The organism is Streptomyces flaveus (assembly GCF_014647675.1).
Taxonomy (GTDB): domain Bacteria; phylum Actinomycetota; class Actinomycetes; order Streptomycetales; family Streptomycetaceae; genus Streptomyces; species Streptomyces flaveus.
Window position 1 is genome coordinate 66,209 of the sequence record NZ_BMPQ01000037.1, and the last position, 18,967, is coordinate 85,175.

The following is an 18,967-nucleotide window of genomic DNA, read 5'->3' on the forward strand; positions in this document are numbered from 1 at the left end:
GCACTTTCGGCACTCTCAGGCACTTCGCTCACGCAGCGGACGTACGACGAATCGCCGCACCAGCGGCCAGACGAACACCAGCACGATCACCGTGTAGACCGCGTAGGACACCGGTCCGCCCACCAGCCCCGACAGTTCGCCGCCCGACAGCTGCAGGGAGCGCCGTCCCTGCAGTTCGGCCCGGGGGCCGAGGATGACGCCGATGATCAGCGGTAGCACCGGCAGTCCGAACCGCCGCATCGCGAAACCGAGGAGCCCCAGCAACAGCAGCAGGAACAGGTCCAGGGGCTGTGCGTTGACGGCGTACGCGCCCATGGACGCGAAGAACAGGATTCCCGCGTACAGATAGGGGCGCGGAATCTGCAGCAGTTTCGCCCAGGTCGGCGCGAGCGGCAGATTCAGCAGGAGCAGCAGGAGATTGCCGACGAACAGGCTGGCGATCAGCACCCAGACCAGGCTCGCCTCCCGCTCGAACAGCAGCGGACCGGGCTGGATGCCGTACGACTGGAACGCCGCAAGCATGACCGCGGCGGTCGCGTTCGTCGGCAGCCCGAGGGCCAGCATCGGGACCAGCGTGCCCGCCGCGGAGGCGTTGTTCGCCGCCTCCGGCCCGGCCACACCCTCGATCGCACCCTTGCCGAACTCCTCCGGGTGCTTGGTCAGCCGCTTCTCCGTCGCGTACGACAGGAAGGTCGGGATCTCCGCACCGCCGGCCGGGAGCGCACCGAACGGGAAGCCGTACGCCGTACCCCGCAGCCAGGGCTTCCAGGACCGCTTCCAGTCCTTCTTCCCCATCCACGGCCTGCCGACCGGGATGACCTCGACGGGCTTGCGCCGCAAATGCGCGGCCACCCACAGTGCCTCGCCGACGGCGAAGATGGCGACGGCGACGACGACCACGTCGATCCCGTCGGCCAGCTGAGGGATGCCCAGGGTGAGCCGCTGCTGTCCGGACACCGAGTCGATGCCGACCAGGCCGATCGTCAGGCCCAGCAGCAGCGAGATCAGGCCCCGGACGCGTGACGCGCCCAGCACCGACGTGACCGCGATGAAGGAGAGCAGCATCAGGGCGAAGTAGTCCGGAGCACCCAGGCTGATCGCGAAGTCCACCACGAGCGGGGTCACCAGCACCAGCAGCAGGGTGCCGATCGTGCCCGCCACGAAGGAACCGATCGCGGCGGTGGCGAGTGCCTGCGCCGCCCGGCCGGCCTTCGCCATCTTGTTGCCCTCGATGGCCGTCACCACCGAGGAGGACTCCCCGGGGGTGTTCAGCAGGATGGAGGTGGTCGATCCGCCGTACATGCCGCCGTAGAAGATGCCGGCGAACATGATGAACGCCTGTACCGGCTCCATGCCGTAGGTGATCGGCAGCAGCAGTGCCACGGTCATCGCCGGGCCGATGCCCGGCAGTACACCCACCGCGGTGCCGACGAGGACACCGATCAGCGCCAGCAGCAGGTTCATCGGGGCGATGACGTCCTCGAAGCCCTGCATGAGGTTGTTCAGGTTGTCCATCACAGGATTCCTTGCAGCACACCGGCCGGGAGGTTCACGCCGAGCCCGATCGCGAAGGCGTAGAACGTGGTGAGGGACATCGTCACCGCGATCAGCAGATTGCGTATGTAGTGCCGGTTGCCGAGGGCGAAGGCCGTTCCCCAGAACAGCAGCGCGCCGCTGATCACCCAGCCGAGCCGTTCGATCAGCACCGCGTTCACCACGAACGCGCCGATCAGCAGCAGCACCGTGCGCCAGTCGGTGCCCTGCGACAGGTCGACGTCCTCGCCGGCTTCCGGCTCACCGTGGCCGCCCCGGGCCACATCGACCGCGTACAGCACCGCGACCACCAGGAGCAGTACGCCCAGGAGTACGGGCACCGCGCGCGGTCCCACCGGGTCGGTGCTGCTGGTGATGTCCGGGATCGCGAGCCCGTCCACGATCACCGCGGTGCCCAGCAGGGCGAGGAACGCGCACACACCGTACTGTGCGCGGTCCTTGCCCTGCGGCGGACGGGCGTCCTCGACGCTCCGTTCGTCGATCGGGGAGCTCATGCCAGTCCGAGCTCTGCAAGCAGGTCGGCGACGGACTTGTCCTGCTCCTTCAAGTAGGAGCCGAACTCGTCACCGGTGACGAACGCGTCGGCCCAGCCGCGCTTGGTCAGCTCGGCCTTCCACTGCTCCGAGTCGTGCATCTTGGTCAGGCTGTCGATCCAGGTCTTCTTCTGCGCGTCGGTGATCCCGGGAGGAGCGACGATGCCGCGCCAGTTGGTGAAGACCAGGTCGATCCCGGAGTCCTTGAGCGTGGGGGCGTCCTTCACGGCGTCGATCGGCTTCTCGCTGGTCACCGCCAGCACTCGCACCTGTCCCGCCTCGATCTGGTCGAGGAACTCGCCGAATCCGCTGGCACCGAAGGCGACCTTGTCGCCCAGGATGGCGGGCAGCAGCTCACCGCCGCCGTCGTACCCGACGTAGTTGACGTCCTTCGGTTCGATGCCGACGGCCTTCGCCAGCTGCATCGGAAGCAGATGGTCCGGGCCACCCGGCGACGAGCCACCGCCCACGGCCACCTTCTTGGGGTCCTTCTTCCACGCGGTGACGAGGTCGTCGATCGTCTTGTACGGGGAGTCCTTCGACACGACGATCGCGCCGGCCTCCTCGATCAGCTTGGCGATCGGCGTGGTGTCGGTCAGCGTCGCCGCAGACTTCGAGGTGTAGGCGGCACCGACGACGCCCAGCCCCATCTGCATGGCGAGCTTGCCGTTGCCCTTCTCGTTCACCAGGCGCTGCAGGCCCACGGTGCCGCCGGCCCCGGGCAGGTTGTACACCTGGACCCCGGACGCCACCTTGGAGTCCTGCATCACCTGGGCGACGGTCCGGGCGGTGACGTCGTACCCGCTGCCCGGGGTGTTGGGCACCATCATCCGAAGACCGGTGACGGGCTTGTCGCTTCCGCTTCCGCCCCCCGATTCCTCCTTCTCCGCGGTGGCGCCGCAGGCGCTCACGGCGAGCATCGACACAGTGGCAAGAGCTCCGAGAAGTGCGGCTCTGCGAGTTCTCATGGCTCATCTCTTTCGCTTGGGCGAGTCCGGCGCCATGATTGTGCGGTTCCGCGGACAGTCCGTCTGCCTTGTGTGAGCATTGAAGGTTGAGTTCATAGTGGTCGTTACGTCACGCCGCCACACACTGGCCGGTGAGCTGCTGGTATTGCAGCTCGCCATCGTGGTGTTGGTGCTGGTCGCGGTCGCCGCGGTCTCCCTGGCGCAGTCGAAGGCGACGTTCGACCGGGTGGAGGGACGACGAGTGGCCCTCCTCGCCGAGGAGATGGCCGGAAACCCACTGCTGCGCACCCAGCTCGTCCGGCCCGCACCCGCCGAGACCCTCGCGCCGCTGCTGCAGACCAGGCTGACCCAGTCGAACGTCAGCTCCGTGACCGTCGCCGACGAACACGGTGAGATCGTCGCCGCCACCGATCCCACCCTGGTGGGGACACTCCTGCCGGTCGACGGGACCAGCGTCTCCCAGGCGCGCGGCTGGTCGGGCGAGCTGTCGGTGGACGGGGTCCGCGAGCTGGTGGCCCAGGCTCCGGTGCTCAGTGTGGAGCCGAAGCACATCGGCGAGCATCTCGGCACGGTCATGATCGGACGGGTCTCACCGACGGCCTGGCAGCGACTGAACGGCGCCTCGTCGTATCTGCTCGCCTACCTCGGCATCGCGAGCGTGCTCGGGGTGGTCGGGTCCTGGCTGCTGGCCCGGCGGATCAAGCGCCAGACCTTCGGCCTTGAACCACGCGAGATCGCGGGCCTCGCCGAGCACCGCGAGGCCATGCTGTTCGGGATCGCCGAGGGCGTGATCGCGCTCGACCCGCAACTACGGCTCACGCTGGTGAACGAAGTGGGCCGCAAACTGCTCCGTCTTCCCGAGGACTGCGTCGGGATGAGCCTGGCCGACCTGGGGATCGAGGGCAGGCTGTACGACGTACTGGCCGGGACTGGTGGTAAGCACGACGCCGAGCGGCGCGACGAGGTGGTGGTACGCCGGGGTCTGGTGCTGGTGATGAACCGGATGGACGTCATGAAGGACGGCCGTCGGCTGGGCTCGGTGACGACCCTGCGGGACCGTACCGAACTGGCCCAGCTCGAACGCGAACTGGGCTCGTTCCGCAGCAGCACCGAACTGCTTCGTGCGCAGGCCCACGAGTTCTCCAACCAGCTGCACACCATCTCCGGACTCATCCAGATCGGCGAGCACGACGAGGTCGTACGTTATGTCCGTGCCCTGCGGAAACACCGTGAGTCGCTCGATCTGACCCTCACCAGCCGGGTCCGCGACCGGGCCGTCGCCGCGCTGCTCATGGCCAAGTCCGCGCTCGCGGCGGAGCGCAAGGTCAGGCTGCGGATCTCGGAGCTCACGGGGCTGGAGAGGCTGGAGCCGATGGACGCCGCGGACGTGGCGACGGTGCTCGGCAATCTCGTCGACAACGCCCTCGACGCGGCTGCGGCCTGGGCATCGGCCTCCGAACACGAGGACGACGCCTGGGTGGAGGTCGAGCTGCGCCAGGACGCCTCGAGCGTGGAGATCGTGGTACGCGACTCGGGCCCCGGCGTGGCTCCCGAGCTCGCGCAGGAGGTGTTCTCCCACGGCTTCACCACGAAGGCCGCACAGGGCGGCGACCGGGGTATCGGCCTGGCGCTCACCCGGCTGGTCTGCACGCGCAGAGGTGGCGAGGTGTCGGTGGCCAATACAAAGCAGGGCGCCATGTTCACGGCCCGGATGTCCGTGGGGCAGTTGGCCGATCGCGAGACGGAGGAAGTCCGGTGATCGACGTACTGGTTGTCGAGGACGATTTCATGGTGGCGCGGATCCACCGCGGATTCGTCGACGGTGTCGAGGGCTTCCGTGTGGTCGGAACGGTGAACTGCGGGGAGCAGGCGCTCGCCGCCGTCGCCGAGTTGCAGCCCGACCTGGTTCTGCTCGACCTCTATCTGCCCGACATGTTCGGTCTGGACGTCATTCCCCGGCTGCGGACGGCGGGCCATGACTGCGATGTGCTCGTGATCAGCGCCGCCCGCGAGGCAGAGGCCGTCAGGGGCGCCGTCCGCCAAGGCGTGGTCGACTACCTGCTGAAACCGTTCGACGCCGACGACCTCAAGGAGCGACTGGAGCGCTACAGCGCCCGGCGCGGCAATCTGCACGCCGCCGTGGTCACCGGGCAGGCCGACGTGGACCGGGCACTGGGCCGGGTGACGGCGCCGGCCCGGACACCCACGCTGCCGAAGGGGATGAGTGTGGAGACCGCGGAACTGGTCGAACGCGCACTGCGCACAGCCGACGGAACCTTGTCCGCGGCCGAGTGCGCGACCCGGGTCGGCATCTCCCGTGTCAGCGCGCGCCGCTACCTCGAGCACCTCGCCGTCACGGACCGGGCCGAGGTGTCGCTGCGCTACGGGCACGCGGGCCGGCCCGAGCGCCGCTACCAGTGGCAGGCCTAGCCCGAGACAGAAGCGCAAGTGGTCGGTTTGGCGTGTGCCGGATCGAGGGCGTTGGCCACCTCGTGGTGGGCGATGCGGTCGAAGAGGCCGAGCGCCACATGCTCGGAGAGGTTGGTCGCACACAGGTCCTGGAGCAGGACATTGCGCACGTTCGGGCCGTCGAGGAACTGCGAACGGTACGGCGTGACCACCTCGTCGTACTTGGTGGCGATGACCGTGTAGTCGACACCCGGCACCGTGTCGCCGCCCGCGTTGAGCTTGGCCAGGAAGGCGGAGCCGACCGTCTGCTCGGCGAGGGACGGCGTGGCCTTGGACAGCAGGTCGCCCACGCCGGGGAAGTACGGCAGCAGGTTGGTGAGACCGTTCAGGGTGGTGCCGTGGTTGCTGGGCCCGAGGCCGACGAGGGCGTTCACCTTGGCGGCTCCGCCCAGGAACTTCAGGTAGTAACGGGGCATCAGGCCGCCCTGCGAGTGGCCCACGAGGTCGGTCTCGGCGGCGCCGGTCGCGGCGAGCACCTTGTCGACGAAGGCCCGGAGTTGCTCTGCCGACTTGTCGATCGGGCCGAGGCCGTGAAAGAGCGGGACGCCGGGCAGTTGGCCGTAGTCGAGCGAGAAGACGCAGTAGCCGCGCTTCTTCAGATACGGCGCGAGGGCCGGCCAGTTGTCGACGGAGTTCCCGAAGGTGCCGTGGACGAGGACGACGGGGCGGGGGTGGGCGGCGGAGGGCTTGCAGGAGTAGTTGTTCCAGCCCGAGCTGGGGGCGGCCTTTGCCTGTGCGGTGGCGGCGGGGGTGACGAGGACGGCGGCGGTCAGCAGCAGCGCGGCCAGGGATCTGGCCACTCGCTTCCAGGGCAGCATCGAGTGATCTCCTTGCGGCTCAAGGGAGTTGCGACGACGTACGCCCTGTGATCCGGATCACGAGGATGCTGTTCACTTGTCAAGTTACGATCGAGTAGTGCAACTGTGAAGTACGCGTCAGCAAAAACTTCCAGTGATAGCCAACGACGACATCGAGGCGTAGTGACGAATCGTCACCAGACGGGCTTGATGGGCCCGTAGGGCGCGATGCGCACCAACCGCTCCCACAGCGCCCGGACTTCACCCTCCCCGAGCAGCTCGACCCACGGCCGCACGGCCTCCGCCGCCGCTTCCTCCGCGGCCCGCGTACAGGCCCACCCCTGCTCGGTCAGCACAACCAGCCGGGCGCGCGCGTCACCGGGATGGGGCCGCCGCTCGGCGTATCCCTTGCGCACGATCTCGTCGACGAGCTGACTCGCGGCCTGTTTGGTCACGCCCAGATGGGCGGCGAGCTCGGTGACCGTCGCGCCGTCCGGGGCGAGCCGGGCGAAGGCGAACCCGTGCGCGGGCCGCAGCCCTTCGAAGCCGCGGGCCTCCACCCCGTCATGGATGCGCTGCGTGAGCTCGCCCGCGACGGCGAGCAGGGCGGCGGACAGGGCCATGGCCTCGGAGTTCTGCACGCCTGCATTGAAACACCCTTGACGGACTGGTCAAGCTGCTTGACCATGAAGCCATATGGTCAAGCAGCTTGACCATCTGTCGACCGGAGGCCGCCATGCCCGTAGTCCGCTCGTCCGAAGCCGTGACCCACGAGATCCACGGCGCCCGATTCGTCTCGTACGCCACTCCTCGCACCGGAAGCAAAGAACTCTGCGCCTGGCGAGGCGAGATCCCCGCCGGGACCAAGGCCCCCGCACACACCGTCAACCGCGAGGAGATCTTCCACCTGCTCGAAGGCGAACTCCTCATCACCCTCGACGGCCACACCGAACGCGTCACCGCCGGCGACACCGTGATCATCAACCCGGGCGCCACCCTCCGCGTCGAGAACCCCACCGACCGGACCGCGACCTCCTGGGTCACCACCTCCATCGGCCTGGAGGCGAAACTGACCGACGGCAGTCGGATCACCCCGCCCTGGGCCAACTGACCGCCCCGCAAAGCGACTTACGCCAAGGCCGGCGCCCCCGGCCCCACCTGCGCAAAAGCCGGAAAACGCGAAGGGTCCCGCCCCCGCAGAAGCTGCGCGGGGACGGGACCCTTCGATGCGATGGAGCGAGTTGGTGGAGCTGTGTGGAGCTGTCAGCCGATCTCGGTGCCGGTGGCCTCGAGGGCCTCCGTGACCGGCTGGAAGAAGGTCTCGCCGCCGGAGGTGCAGTCGCCGCTGCCGCCGGAGGTGAGGCCGATCGCGTTGGTACCCGAGAAGAGCGAGCCGCCGCTGTCGCCGGGCTCGGCGCAGACGTCGGTCTGGATGAGCCCCTCGACGACGTCGCCGCCGCCGTAGTTCACGGTGGCGTCCAGGCCGGTGACCGTGCCGTCGGACACCTGGGTCGTGGAACCGCTGCGGATGACCTCCATGCCGACGGTGGCCTCGGCCGCGCCCGTGATCTCCTGGGCGGTGCCGTCGTAGAGGTTCACCTCGCTCGGGTGCTCCACGTCCGCGGTGTACTTGACCAGGCCGTAGTCGTCGCCCGGGAAGCTGGAGTCGGCGTTCTCGCCGATCACGTTGCCGTCCGCGTCCGACCAGCTGGTGATCGCCTCGGTGCAGTGACCGGCGGTCAGGAAGGCCGGCTCGCCGCCCTGGAGCACGTTGAAGCCGAGCGAGCAGCGGCTGCCGCCACCGGTGATGGCGTCACCGCCGGCGATGAAGGGCTTGAACTCGCCCTTGGTGGTCTTGAGTTCGGCCTTGGCGCCGAGCTTGTCGACGACCTTGGTCAGCTGGGCCATCTTCGCGCCCTTGACCGTGCGGTCCGCGGTGACGACGATCTTGTTGGTGGTCGGGTCGGTCGCCCACGAGGTGCCGGCGATCGTCGCGTCCTGCTTCAGCGTCGTACGGGCGCTCTTCAGTTCGGCGAGGGAGTTCTCGACGATTCTGGCCTTGCCTCCCGCCGACTCGACGGCTTCGGCCGCGGCCTTGTCGAGCACGTTCACGACGAGGTTCTTGGCCTTCGCGTCGTAGTACGTTCCCGCCGCGTCGGCACCGAGGTCCTTGCCGAGCGTCGAGGCGAGCTTTCCGGCCGCGGTGACCGAGAGGGTCTCGGGCTTGGGTGCGACCGTGGTCTCACTCGCGTTCGCGGACTGGAAGGTGACTCCCGCGGCCACGAGTGCGGCGATGCCCGCACCTGCCACGGCGGCACGCCGCTTGGGTATGCGTCGGTGCTTCAACTTACGTCCTCCTGTGGGGGGTCGACCGCGGCGGCTATGGGGGCCGCCGCGACCGGAAGGCGTACGGGCATGGACACGACAAACAGCAAAAGCCACGTCCACGCCAACGGACGCCGCCCACTATTCCGATCCTTACGGGGAGCACACAAGGCCTACTTCAGGACGCGCACTCGGCAACAAGCGTGCGCCCCCCGCAGGTTGACGCGCGTTGACCGGCCGGAATAAACACCACGTCAATTCCCGTAGCAAACACTACGTGCGAGTAACTATCGGCGCTCTGTGAGGTCTACACCTGTCCGGATTTCGACCCTCCGGAGTCCGGATCGAACGGCTCGGGAACCGGCGGGAGTTGCTCCCGCAGCGATTGCTCCGCCATCGATGGCGCCGACTGCACCGACCGCTTCGGCTCGGACGCCGACTCGTACGAAGGCGCAGGCGATGACTCGGCCGCCGACTCGGCCGACGGCTCCTCCGCCCGGGCCAACTGCTGCTGGGGCTGCGACAACAGCTTCTGAAGCTGGGCGAACAGCTCCGGGGAGGGCAGCGAAGGCTGCTGCTCCTGGGAGGGCGGCGCCGGCTGCTGCGCACGCTCCAGGAAGCGCAGCAGCTCCACCGGGAAGGGCAGCACGAGCGTGGAGTTCTTCTCGGCCGCGACTGCCACCACGGTCTGCAGCAGCCGCAGCTGGAGGGCGGAGGGGGTATCGGCCATCTCCTTGGCCGCCTCGGCCAGCTTCTTGGAGGCCTGCAACTCGGCGTCGGCGTTGATGATCCGGGCCCGCCGCTCGCGGTCGGCCTCCGCCTGCCGCGCCATGGACCGCTTCATCGTCTCCGGCAGCGACACGTCCTTGATCTCGACCCGGTCGATGGTGACGCCCCACTCCACGGCCGGGCTGTCGATCATCAACTCCAGGCCCTGGTTGAGCTTCTCGCGGTTGGAGAGCAGATCGTCCAGATCGCTCTTGCCGATGATCGAGCGCAGCGACGTCTGCGCCATCTGCGCGACCGCGAACCGGTAGTCCTCGACCCGGATGACCGCGTCGGCGGCGGACACCACCTTGAAGTAGACGACGGCGTCCACGCGCACCGTGACGTTGTCCCGGGTGATCCCCTCCTGCCCGGGCACCGGCATCGTCACGATCTGCATGTTGACCTTCTGGAGCCGGTCCACGAAGGGCACGATCATGGTGAATCCGGGCCCGCGTACTTCGGATCGCAGCTTGCCGAGCCGGAGGACCACACCCCGCTCGTACTGTTTGACGACCCGCGCCGCCGCCGCCACGTACACCGCTCCGACGGATCCGAGAGTCAGCCCGGCCGTCACCAGCTCCTCGATCATTGCGACCCCCAGGGTCCGTGTCGGGCGCATCAGGTGTGTACTTCAGGTACTTCGACGGTAACTCCGGCGCGGACGCGAAGGGGAGATGGAGGACGCAGGTGCCCAGCGGCATTCGGATGCGGGACGGACGGTGGCTGGCGATCGAGGAGTGGGGTGATCCGGGCGGTACGCCGGTGGTGCTGCTGCACGGCACACCGGGCTGCCGCTCCGGGACGGTGCCGCAGGATCTGGTGGACGCGCGCCCCGGGGTGCGGTTCATCGCGTACGACCGCCCGGGGTACGGGGATTCGGACCGTGGCCCGGGCCGCCGGGTGGCGCACGCGGCGCGGGACGTGGCCGCGGTGGCCGACACCCTGAAGCTCGACCGGTTCGCGGTGCTCGGCCGCTCGGGCGGTGCCCCGCACGCACTGGCCTGCGCGGCCCTGCTGCCGAACCGGGTGCGGCGCGCGGCGGCGATGATGAGTCTCGCCCCGCCGGACGCCGAAGGGCTGCGCTGGTTCGACGGGATGGCCGAGTCCAACGTCGAGGAGTTCGCCCAGGCGCTGACCGACCCGCTGGACTTCGCCGAGCGCATCTCCGCGCGGGCTGCCGCGATCCGCAAGGACCCGGCCCAGCTCCTCGTGTCGATCCGCGACGGCCTCACCGACTCGGACCGGCGGATCATCGCCGAACCGGCCATCAGCGAGATGCTGCTGCGCACCTTCCGCGAGGCGCTGCGCAGTTCGGCGTACGGCTGGATCGACGACGATCTCGCCCTGCTGAGCAACTGGGGCTTCGACCCGGCGGCGATCATCCGGCCCGTACTGCTGTGGCACGGCGCCCAGGACACCCTCTCCCCGGTGAGCCACTTCGAGTGGCTGGCCGAGCGCATCCCGCGCGCCCGGCCCGTACTGGACCCGGAGGCCGGTCACTTCGGGGCCCTGGAGGCCCTTCCGGACGTACTCGACTGGCTGGTTCCACGAGCGTCAGCCTGAACGAGGAGGACGGGCCCCCGCACCACACGTACATGCGGAGGCCCGTCCACTGCTGGCTGCGTGCCTGTGTTCCTTCGTGCCGTGCGCGCCGATCAGTAGACGGTGACCCCGTAGGCGCTCAGGGCCTCGGTGACCGGCTGGAAGAACGTGGTGCCGCCGGAGGAGCAGTTGCCGCTGCCGCCTGAGGTCAGGCCGTACGCGGTGCCGTTGCTGCCGTAGAGCGAGCCGCCGGAGTCGCCGGGCTCGGCGCAGACGGTGGTCTGGATCAGACCGCCGACGACGTCGCCGCCGCCGTAGTTGACGGTCGCGTTCAGGGCGGTGACCCGGCCGCTGTGCGTACCGGTGGTGGAGCCGTCACGGATGACGGTGGTGCCCACGCTGGGCGTGGCCGCGCGGGTGATGTCCACGCCGTTCGCGGTGCCGGGCCTGCTGACGGACCCGGAGTACCGCACGATGCCGTAGTCGTTGCCCGGGAAGCTGGAGCCGGTGGTCGAGCCGATGACCGTGGTGCGGCCGGAGTTGGAGTACCAGGTGCCGGCGCCGTCGGTGCAGTGACCGGCGGTCAGGAAGAACTGCGTACCGCTGCTGTTCTGGACGTTGAAGCCGAGGGAGCAGCGCCAGCTACTCGCATAGATGGCGTCGCCGCCCTGGATGAGCTTGCTGAACTTGCCCGGGGTGTGCTTGATCTGAAGGGCGTCGGCGTTGCTGCCCGCCGCTTCCTTGATCTTCGCGATCTCCGCGTCGGAGACGGTGCTGTCGACGGTGACCATGACCTTGTTGGTCTTGGAGTCGACCGCCCAGGCGGTGCCCGGCACATCGGCCTGGAGCACCGAGGCGCCGGCCTTCTTGAGCTGGGTCGTGCTGAAGGTCTGTGCGTCGCTCGCGTTCGCGTTGGGGACGGTGACGGCGGCCGCGGCCACGAGTCCGGCACCGATGGCGATCAGCCGGGTGCGTCTCGCTATGCCGCTGCGGGGGGTGGTGCGCTTGGTCCTCACTTTTACGTTCCTCCACATGGGAAGTCGGGGGCCCGCGTGGGGTCGGGGCCCGTGAGGCGACAGCCAGAAGCCACATGTCCGGATTCCGAACACGTTGTGCCCCTGACAGGCGCTGGACGGAATATTCGACCGCCCGGTCGACCTGCGCAAGGGGGCCTTTCGGCCGTGCAGCGTTCAACTTGCGTACGTCTCGCGGAGATTGCTCAGGTCAGCGTGCGGATTGCGGCTCCCCCGCGGCAATCGACATGCCCAGGTTATTCCTCGGAACCCGCCGTCAGGCAGACCCCCGACAGGCGTTGAGTCTCCGTCAGATGTTGCGTCACGGCGCCGGATCGACCACCCCGTTCACCCGTACGCCCCGGTCGTCACCCATACGCCGTTGAGAATCATATTTCACTCATAGTCAGCAGCCGTACACAGCAAGGCCCTTGGGAAACGCGGGCTCTCGACTAATTCGTTGTGCACCAGTACCGTCACGAAACCCCCGCGCGGCGTCTATCCCCTTGGCGCGACATCCGCATCATGGACGACCATAGGGATGCGGAAGCAGAAAGACCGCTGTGAGAGGAGGCGTCCATGGGATCGGTGCGCAAGGCGAGTGCCTGGCTTGGCCTCGTCGACGACAACAACGATGACGAGCGTTACTACGACGACGACAGCTACGCCGAAGGTTCCGAGCCCCGGGATGCCTGGGTCACGGATCCGCGGGTGAAGGTGGCGTCGGAGGCGGCCGAGGAGAAGGGCCGCCGGATCGGCACGGTCACCCCGGACAGCTTCCGGGACGCCCGTGGGATCGGCGAGCTCTTCCGGGACGGCGTGCCCGTCATCATGAACCTCACGGCCATGGAGCCCGCCGACGCCAAGCGCGTCGTCGACTTCGCGGCCGGCCTGATCTTCGGCCTGCGCGGCTCGATCGAGCGCGTGTCGAACCGTGTTTTCCTGCTGACCCCCGCCGACACGGAGATCGTCAGCGGGGAGCCGGTGGGCCGTCGGACCGACGGTTTCTTCAACCAGAGCTAGGCAAGGCCGCTCACCGGCCCCGCCTTCCGGAGCCTGAGGGCTACCGGAAGGCGTCGAGTCCGGTGAGCGCCTTGCCCAGCACCAGTTGGTGCATTTCGACGGTGCCTTCGTAGGTCAGCACCGACTCCAGGTTCGTGGCGTGCCGCATCACGGGGTATTCGAGCGAGATCCCGTTGGCGCCCAGGATCGTGCGCGCGGTACGGCAGATGTCGATCGCTTCTCGTACGTTGTTGAGCTTGCCGAAACTGACCTGTTCGGGACGCAGCCGTCCCGCGTCCATCCGCCGCCCCAGATGGTGGGCGAGCAGAATCCCCTTGTGCAGTTCGACCGCCATGTCGGCGAGTTTGGCCTGGGTGAGCTGGAAACCGCCGATGGGCCGCCCGAACTGCTCACGCGTCTTCGCGTATTCGACCGCCGCCTCGAAACTCGACCGCGCGGCGCCCATCGCCCCCCACACGATCCCGTAGCGGGCGTGCGAGAGGCAGCTGAGCGGTCCCTTCAGCCCGGTGACCTCGGGCAGTACGGCATCGGCGGGCAGCCGCACGTCGTCGAGTACGAGCTCACTGGTGACCGAAGCCCGCAGGGACCACTTGTGCTTGATCTCGGGTGCGGAGAAGCCCGGGCTGTCGGTGGGCACGACGAAGCCGCGGATCCCGTCGTCGGTCTGCGCCCAGACGACGGCGACCTGGGCGACCGAGCCGTTGGTGATCCACATCTTCCGCCCGTTCAGGACCCAGTCGGTCCCGTCCCGCTTGGCGTACGTACGCATCGCCCCGGGGTCGGACCCGTGATCGGGCTCGGTCAGCCCGAAGCACCCGATGACCTCGCCGGCGGCCATCGGCGGCAGCCACCGCTGCTTCTGCTCCTCGGACCCGAACCGGTGGATCGCGTACATGGCGAGCGACCCCTGCACGGACACCAGCGACCGGATCCCGGTGTCGGCGGCCTCCAACTCCAGGCAGGCAAGCCCGTACTGCACAGCACTGGCCCCCGCACACCCGTACCCGCTGAGCGACATGCCCAGCGCCCCGATCTCCCCCAACTCCCGCGCCAGCTCCCGGATCCCGGGCAGCTCCCCCGACTCGTACCACTCGGCGATGTACGGCATCACCCGATCCGCGGCCCAGTCCCGCACGGTGTCCCGGATCGCCAGATCCTCCGGTTCGAGGAGCTCGTCGAGGCCGAGGAGATCGGCGGGGTCGAAGGGGGGCAGCTTCGAGGATGCGGACATGGGGGGCCTCCGGCGACGAAAACTAGCACTGTTAACCACAACGCATGGCTGACGTTACGACGCAGTGTCACGCAAGTCGAGGGCTTGTTCCCTCCCACGAACCCGCAGCCGCCAACGGCGCCGCACCCCCACGAGAAACCCGCACAGGTCAGCGAAGTTGAAACGGGCGGTGCGCGGGTGGGAAAAGCCCTGACCACAACCACAACGCACGATCAGACAGACGACTCCGCACGCACCGGCGCCGCCGACGCCTCCCGAGGCGCAGGCACCTCCGCCAAGCCCGCCGCAGGCGCCTCGCACTCCATGGCCCGCGGCAACCGCAACGCCATAACGGCCCCGAGCAACAACAGCCCGGCACTGACGACCAACGTCACATGCAGCCCGTGCACGAACGAGTCCCGAGCAGCATGCCGCAACGCCTCCCCCGGCCCCCCGCCAAGCCGAGCGGCGACCTCATACGCCTCACCCAACGAATGACTGGCCGCAGCCGAATCCGCAGCAGGCACCCCCCGCACAGAGGAAAGCCCCGGCGCGTACGCCGCGTTCATCACGCTCCCGAGCAGCGCGACCCCGATCCCCGCACCCAGCTGATACGACGTCTCCCCGATCGCGGCGGCCCCACCCGCCTGCGACTGCGGAGCCTCACTGAGCATCGACTCGTACGCCCCGAACAACGTCACCTCGAGCCCGAACCCGAGCAGCACGAACCCGGTCAGCAGCAGCGGAGCGTTGTCGTGGCGGCCCATCCCCGTGAGCATGATGACCGCGGCGGCGGTGAGACAGAAGCCGAGGCTGACCATGATCCGCGGCCCGAAGCGGTGCAGCAGCTTCGCCCCGACAAGACCCGCGGCCATCGCGGCGACGGTGAGCGGCACCAGCCGCAGCCCGGTCTCCAGCGGCGAGAGATTCAGGACGAGCTGGAGGTACTGCGCGGCGATCAGTTCCAGACCGACCAGCGCGAGCAGTGCGAGCACGATGCACCCGACGGACGTACTGAAGGCGGGCTTGGCGAACAGCCGCAGATCGACGAGCGGATACTTACGCCGCCGCTGCCGCCGTACGAAGGCGACGAGCAGCCCGGCTCCCACGAGCAGCGGCGCCACCGTATAGGCGCTCAGCGGCATTTCCCCGGCGCCCAGCCGCTTGACGCCGAGGACGACACCGAAGAGCCCGGCCGCGGCCAGCAGCGCGCCGACGACGTCCCACGGCCCCTTGCCGTCCCCGGTCGACTCGGGCAGCAGCAACCGCCCGACGGGCAGGCTGACCAGCATCAGCGGGATGTTGATGAGGAAGACCGCACCCCACCAGAAGTGCTCAAGGAGGAACCCGCCGAGCAGCGGCCCGACGGCCGCGCCCACCGCGGCGACCGCGCTCCAGACACCGATCGCCATGGCCCGCTCACGCCGGTCGGGAAAGACCTGCCGCAGGATCGAGAGCGTCGCGGGCATGATCATCGCGCCACCGACGCCGAGCAGGGCGCGCGCCGCGATCAGGACGTGCGCGCTGTCGGCGCAGGCCGCCAGCGCGGAGGCGACACCGAAGAGGGCGTACCCGATCAGGAGGATCCGTCTGCGGCCGACCCGGTCGCCCAGGGTGCCGAACAGGATCAGCAGCGAGGCGCAGACCAGCGGATAGATGTCGACGATCCAGAGGAGTTCGATCGAGCCGGGCCTGAGATCCTCGGAGACGGCGGGTACCGCTACATGCAGCACGGTGGCATCGACGGCGACCAGCAGCAGGCTGACGCAGAGGACGACGAGGACAACCCATCGGTTTGCACCGGCCCCGGCCTCCCGACGGCAACGCGAAGCGGCCGTGGTCGTCCCGGACATGCACGTACCTCCCAGATGTTCCCTCGCGTTCGGCGGATCCGCTGGGTGGGGACTCCCTGCGGTCGCGGCCGGGAGGAGCGGTGTCCCGGTCTCACGCAACAAAGGCGAGTGAGTCGTCAGAGTACGCGAGATCCCTCCGGTGGCCAGTGGCGGGCCTCTCACGTAACTCTCAGAAAACGTGTGGCGTGCGCCACGCTCCCACGTGACCGAGCACGCCCCCGCCGGGCCGCCCGGTTCCGGGTCCGGCCCATAATCGAGCCCGTGACCGATCTTGAAACGCCCGTCGCGCCGGCCCGTCCGGGACCCTGGCCGCGCCGCGTCGCCCCCGCCCTGCTGGGGTACGCGGCGGTCCGCGCGCTGGGCCTGGTGGCGCTCGCCCTGTGGAGCGCCACCCGCGACAAGAGCCCGCACCAGCTGCTCACGGCACGCTGGGACTCGCTCTGGTACACGCGGGTCGCGGAGCTCGGTTACGGCTATGAGGTACGTCTCCCCAACGGCGACGTGCACTCGAATCTCGCGTTCTTCCCTCTGCTGCCGTGGCTGGAGCGGGCGCTCTCGGCGGTGACTCCGCTGTCGTACGCGGACGCGGGCCTGCTGATCAGCACGCTGGCGTCACTCGCCGCGGCCTGGGGCATCTTCGCGGTCGCTGACCATGTCCATGGCCGCCGGGCAGGCGTGTGCGCGGTACTGCTGTGGGCGGTGCTGCCCGTCGGGATCGTGCAGTCGATGGCGTACAGCGAGTCACTGTTCACGGCGCTCGCGGCCTGGTCGCTGTACGCGGTCCTGACCGGCCGCTGGCTGACGGCGGGCCTGCTCGCCTCCTTCGCCGGCCTGACCCGCCCGGTGGGCGCCGCGGTGGTCGCCGCGGTGTGGGTGGCGGCGATCGCCTCGTACGTACGGGATTCGTCCGTACGGGAACGGAGAGTTCCGGCACCGGATGGCGCGCCTCTCTGGCGGCGCGTCCTGGGCATGCTCCTCGCGCCACTGGGCGCCGCCGGTTACGTCCTGTGGGTCGGGCAGCACACGGGCAAGGGCCCGCTGGGCTATCTCGACGTCCAGGCGGGGTGGGGCAACGGCTTCGACGGCGGCTATGCCTTCGCCCGGTTCGTCGCCGACAAGTTCACGTCGTTTCCCTCCGCCCTCGCCGGGATCGGGCTGATCGTCGGGGTCGCCCTGGTGATCTGGCTGTATGTGATCTGCGTACGGCAGGGTCAGCCGCTGCCGCTGCTGGTGTACGCGGGGATCGTCACCGCGCTCGCCCTGTGCGCGTCGAGCTACTTCGGCTCGAAACCGCGCTTGCTACTGCCCGCCTTCCCCCTGCTGCTGCCGCCGGCACTGGCCCTGGCCCGACTGCGAACGCCCACGTCGGCGTGGGCGCTGGGGTGCGTGGCGGTGGTGTCGGCGGCGTACGGCGCGTTCTGGCTGAACGGCTCCGGTCCGCCCTGACCGCCTCCCCGCCCCCCGGCGAGCACCCGGGGAATTGCGCGCAAGCTTTTGGTGAACAAATTCAGGCGCACCCAATAACAACTCACCGGACGGAGCAACGGAATTGAAGGAAGGACGCGCCCGATAAATCCATAAGCCCGGGATAAACGCCTTCCTGAGAGGAATCCCACATCACATCGTCATCACAAAGAGCGCGCTCCGGCGTTGCGCACAGCTCACTCGCTGTAACGTCGAATACGTGCGTACCGAACGAAAGCTGACTCGTCTGGACCGGGTCTTCGCCCGGCTGGACCGTGAGCCGGAACGGCCGGCCCATATCGGCGTGCCCAGAATGAGCCCCCACAGGGTGGTTCTCTTCGCGGCCACACTCGCCTTCTACGCGGCCATCGTGTGGGCCGTGATCATCACGTCCTGGCTGGTCACGCTCGACTGGCAGGTCATGTTCTTCCGGCCCTACCAGCAGTGGCCGGAGATCCACGCGTTCCTCGACTACTACGTGGTGCTCGGCCAGCGCGGCCCCACCGCCGTGATGGTCACGGCCTGGCTGGGCTGGCGTTCCTGGCGGATGCACACACTGCGCCCGCTGCTCGCGCTCGGCGTCTCGCTGCTGCTGCTGAACGTCACGGTGGGCGCCGCCAAGATCGGCATGGGCCGTCTGGGCCCGCACTACGCGACCACGATCGGCTCGAACGAGATGTGGCTCGGCGGCGATATATTCCCTTCGGGCCACACCGCCAACGCCGTCGTGACCTGGGGCATTCTCGCCTATCTGGCCTCGACGCCGCGAGCTCGCCGCTGGCTGTCGGCCGTCTCCGCAGTGATCTCCCTGGGTGTCGGCCTGACCACCGTCTACATCGGTACGCACTGGCTGAGCGATGTAGTCCTGGGCTGGGCCGCGGGTCTGCTGATCCTGCTGGCGCTGCCCTGGTTCGAGCCGCTGATCGCCCGCGCCGAGGCCCGTGTCTTCGCCCTGCGGGACGCCTGGCGCAGCCGCCGCGCCGGTACGGCGCCGGTGCCTGCCACCGCTTCGGTGGCCGCCGCCGCGATGCTCTCGCCACACGAAGCGCACGCCGAGAGCGCGGCCTCCGCCGCCCCTCGCGCCTCCGCCGACGAGGAGCCCGCGCCCCGCGAGCCGGTCAGCGCGCCGCGTACGTCCCGGACGCCCCCCGCGCCCGCCTACCTGGCGCCCGGCCCGCACACGAGCCGCGCGGAGCGTATGCCGGTGACGCCCGCCGGAAGCCGCAGACCCCCGCACTCGGAGCGAGTGACACGTGGCACCTCTCACACCAGCCAGCCCCGCCCCGTGACGGGCGGCTGAGCAGCAGACAGCGGGGCCGGTACGCACACACGGCTCCCCACACGCGAAGGCCCTCGACTCCTGGAGCCGAGGGCCTTCGCAGTGGGCAGCTAGTGCCGCGGCAGGCAACGTTCGCCCGTCAAGGAGCGCCCGCCGCGGAGCGGCCTGT

At 69.0% G+C, this 18,967-nt stretch carries 17 protein-coding genes; 7 read left to right on the plus strand and 10 right to left on the minus strand.

Features of this window, described 5'->3' with window-relative positions; genetic code table 11:
• Nucleotides 1–15 precede the first annotated feature (15 nt).
• The 3 genes from IEZ21_RS40715 to IEZ21_RS40725 are packed head-to-tail and all read right to left on the minus strand — an operon-like array spanning nucleotide 16 to nucleotide 3,007.
• Nucleotides 16–1,515: a tripartite tricarboxylate transporter permease gene (locus IEZ21_RS40715; protein ID WP_033324079.1), complete on the minus strand. Its 1,500-nt coding sequence runs from the start codon at nucleotides 1,513–1,515 to the stop codon at nucleotides 16–18.
• On the minus strand, nucleotides 1,515–2,048 hold the full coding sequence (locus IEZ21_RS40720) for a tripartite tricarboxylate transporter TctB family protein (RefSeq protein ID WP_033324077.1): 534 nt from the start codon (nucleotides 2,046–2,048) through the stop codon (nucleotides 1,515–1,517). The genes IEZ21_RS40715 and IEZ21_RS40720 overlap by 1 nt, the downstream gene beginning before the upstream one ends.
• Nucleotides 2,045–3,007, minus strand: a complete 963-nt coding sequence (locus IEZ21_RS40725) for a Bug family tripartite tricarboxylate transporter substrate binding protein (RefSeq protein ID WP_373302361.1) — start codon at nucleotides 3,005–3,007, stop codon at nucleotides 2,045–2,047. Before IEZ21_RS40725 ends, IEZ21_RS40720 begins: the two co-directional genes overlap by 4 nt.
• A 145-nt stretch (nucleotides 3,008–3,152) precedes the next feature.
• On the opposite strand from IEZ21_RS40725, the gene IEZ21_RS40730 reads away from it, so the two are divergent.
• Both IEZ21_RS40730 and IEZ21_RS40735 read left to right on the plus strand, forming a co-directional pair.
• Nucleotides 3,153–4,814, plus strand: a complete 1,662-nt coding sequence (locus IEZ21_RS40730) for a sensor histidine kinase (RefSeq protein ID WP_189326860.1) — start codon at nucleotides 3,153–3,155, stop codon at nucleotides 4,812–4,814.
• Nucleotides 4,811–5,485: a response regulator gene (locus IEZ21_RS40735; protein WP_033324074.1), complete on the plus strand. Its 675-nt coding sequence runs from the start codon at nucleotides 4,811–4,813 to the stop codon at nucleotides 5,483–5,485. Before IEZ21_RS40730 ends, IEZ21_RS40735 begins: the two co-directional genes overlap by 4 nt.
• Here IEZ21_RS40735 and IEZ21_RS40740 read toward each other — a convergent pair.
• Together IEZ21_RS40740 and IEZ21_RS40745 are read right to left on the minus strand one after the other, a co-directional pair.
• Nucleotides 5,482–6,342: an esterase/lipase family protein gene (locus IEZ21_RS40740; protein ID WP_033324072.1), complete on the minus strand. Its 861-nt coding sequence runs from the start codon at nucleotides 6,340–6,342 to the stop codon at nucleotides 5,482–5,484. The two genes, IEZ21_RS40735 and IEZ21_RS40740, sit on opposite strands and share 4 nt — an antisense overlap.
• A 173-nt stretch (nucleotides 6,343–6,515) precedes the next feature.
• Nucleotides 6,516–6,962, minus strand: coding sequence for a MarR family winged helix-turn-helix transcriptional regulator (locus IEZ21_RS40745; RefSeq protein ID WP_189326861.1), 447 nt, complete (start codon nucleotides 6,960–6,962; stop codon nucleotides 6,516–6,518).
• Between the two features lie 95 nt (nucleotides 6,963–7,057).
• Between IEZ21_RS40745 and IEZ21_RS40750 the strand changes: the two genes are divergently transcribed.
• Nucleotides 7,058–7,432, plus strand: a complete 375-nt coding sequence (locus IEZ21_RS40750) for a cupin domain-containing protein (RefSeq protein WP_189326862.1) — start codon at nucleotides 7,058–7,060, stop codon at nucleotides 7,430–7,432.
• 152 nt (nucleotides 7,433–7,584) lie between these two features.
• Here IEZ21_RS40750 and IEZ21_RS40755 read toward each other — a convergent pair whose 3' ends face one another.
• Complete coding sequence (locus IEZ21_RS40755) at nucleotides 7,585–8,667, minus strand: S1 family peptidase (protein ID WP_189326863.1); 1,083 nt, start codon at nucleotides 8,665–8,667, stop codon at nucleotides 7,585–7,587.
• A 286-nt stretch (nucleotides 8,668–8,953) separates the two neighbouring features.
• On the minus strand, nucleotides 8,954–10,003 hold the full coding sequence (locus tag IEZ21_RS40760) for a slipin family protein (RefSeq protein ID WP_189326876.1): 1,050 nt from the start codon (nucleotides 10,001–10,003) through the stop codon (nucleotides 8,954–8,956).
• 98 nt (nucleotides 10,004–10,101) lie between these two features.
• On the opposite strand from IEZ21_RS40760, the gene IEZ21_RS40765 reads away from it, so the two are divergent.
• Complete coding sequence (locus IEZ21_RS40765) at nucleotides 10,102–10,977, plus strand: alpha/beta fold hydrolase (protein ID WP_246568696.1); 876 nt, start codon at nucleotides 10,102–10,104, stop codon at nucleotides 10,975–10,977.
• Between the two features lie 92 nt (nucleotides 10,978–11,069).
• On the opposite strand, the gene IEZ21_RS40770 is transcribed toward IEZ21_RS40765, so the two are convergent.
• Nucleotides 11,070–11,972: a S1 family peptidase gene (locus tag IEZ21_RS40770; RefSeq protein ID WP_189326864.1), complete on the minus strand. Its 903-nt coding sequence runs from the start codon at nucleotides 11,970–11,972 to the stop codon at nucleotides 11,070–11,072.
• Between the two features lie 576 nt (nucleotides 11,973–12,548).
• Between IEZ21_RS40770 and IEZ21_RS40775 the strand changes: the two genes are divergently transcribed.
• Complete coding sequence (locus tag IEZ21_RS40775; protein ID WP_189326865.1) at nucleotides 12,549–12,992, plus strand: cell division protein SepF; 444 nt, start codon at nucleotides 12,549–12,551, stop codon at nucleotides 12,990–12,992.
• Between the two features lie 40 nt (nucleotides 12,993–13,032).
• On the opposite strand, the gene IEZ21_RS40780 is transcribed toward IEZ21_RS40775, so the two are convergent.
• Both IEZ21_RS40780 and IEZ21_RS40785 read right to left on the minus strand, forming a co-directional pair.
• Nucleotides 13,033–14,223 (minus strand): acyl-CoA dehydrogenase family protein, encoded by a 1,191-nt coding sequence (locus IEZ21_RS40780; RefSeq protein ID WP_189326866.1) that lies wholly within the window; start codon nucleotides 14,221–14,223, stop codon nucleotides 13,033–13,035.
• Between the two features lie 212 nt (nucleotides 14,224–14,435).
• Nucleotides 14,436–16,055 (minus strand): MFS transporter, encoded by a 1,620-nt coding sequence (locus IEZ21_RS40785; protein ID WP_189326867.1) that lies wholly within the window; start codon nucleotides 16,053–16,055, stop codon nucleotides 14,436–14,438.
• Nucleotides 16,056–16,316: 261 nt separating this feature from the next.
• On the opposite strand from IEZ21_RS40785, the gene IEZ21_RS40790 reads away from it, so the two are divergent.
• Together IEZ21_RS40790 and IEZ21_RS40795 are read left to right on the plus strand one after the other, a co-directional pair.
• Entirely contained in the window at nucleotides 16,317–17,501 is a 1,185-nt protein-coding gene (locus IEZ21_RS40790) for a glycosyltransferase family 39 protein (protein WP_189326868.1), read from the plus strand.
• Nucleotides 17,502–17,739: 238 nt separating this feature from the next.
• On the plus strand, nucleotides 17,740–18,819 hold the full coding sequence (locus IEZ21_RS40795) for a phosphatase PAP2 family protein (RefSeq protein WP_189326869.1): 1,080 nt from the start codon (nucleotides 17,740–17,742) through the stop codon (nucleotides 18,817–18,819).
• Nucleotides 18,820–18,967: the final 148 nt, after the last annotated feature.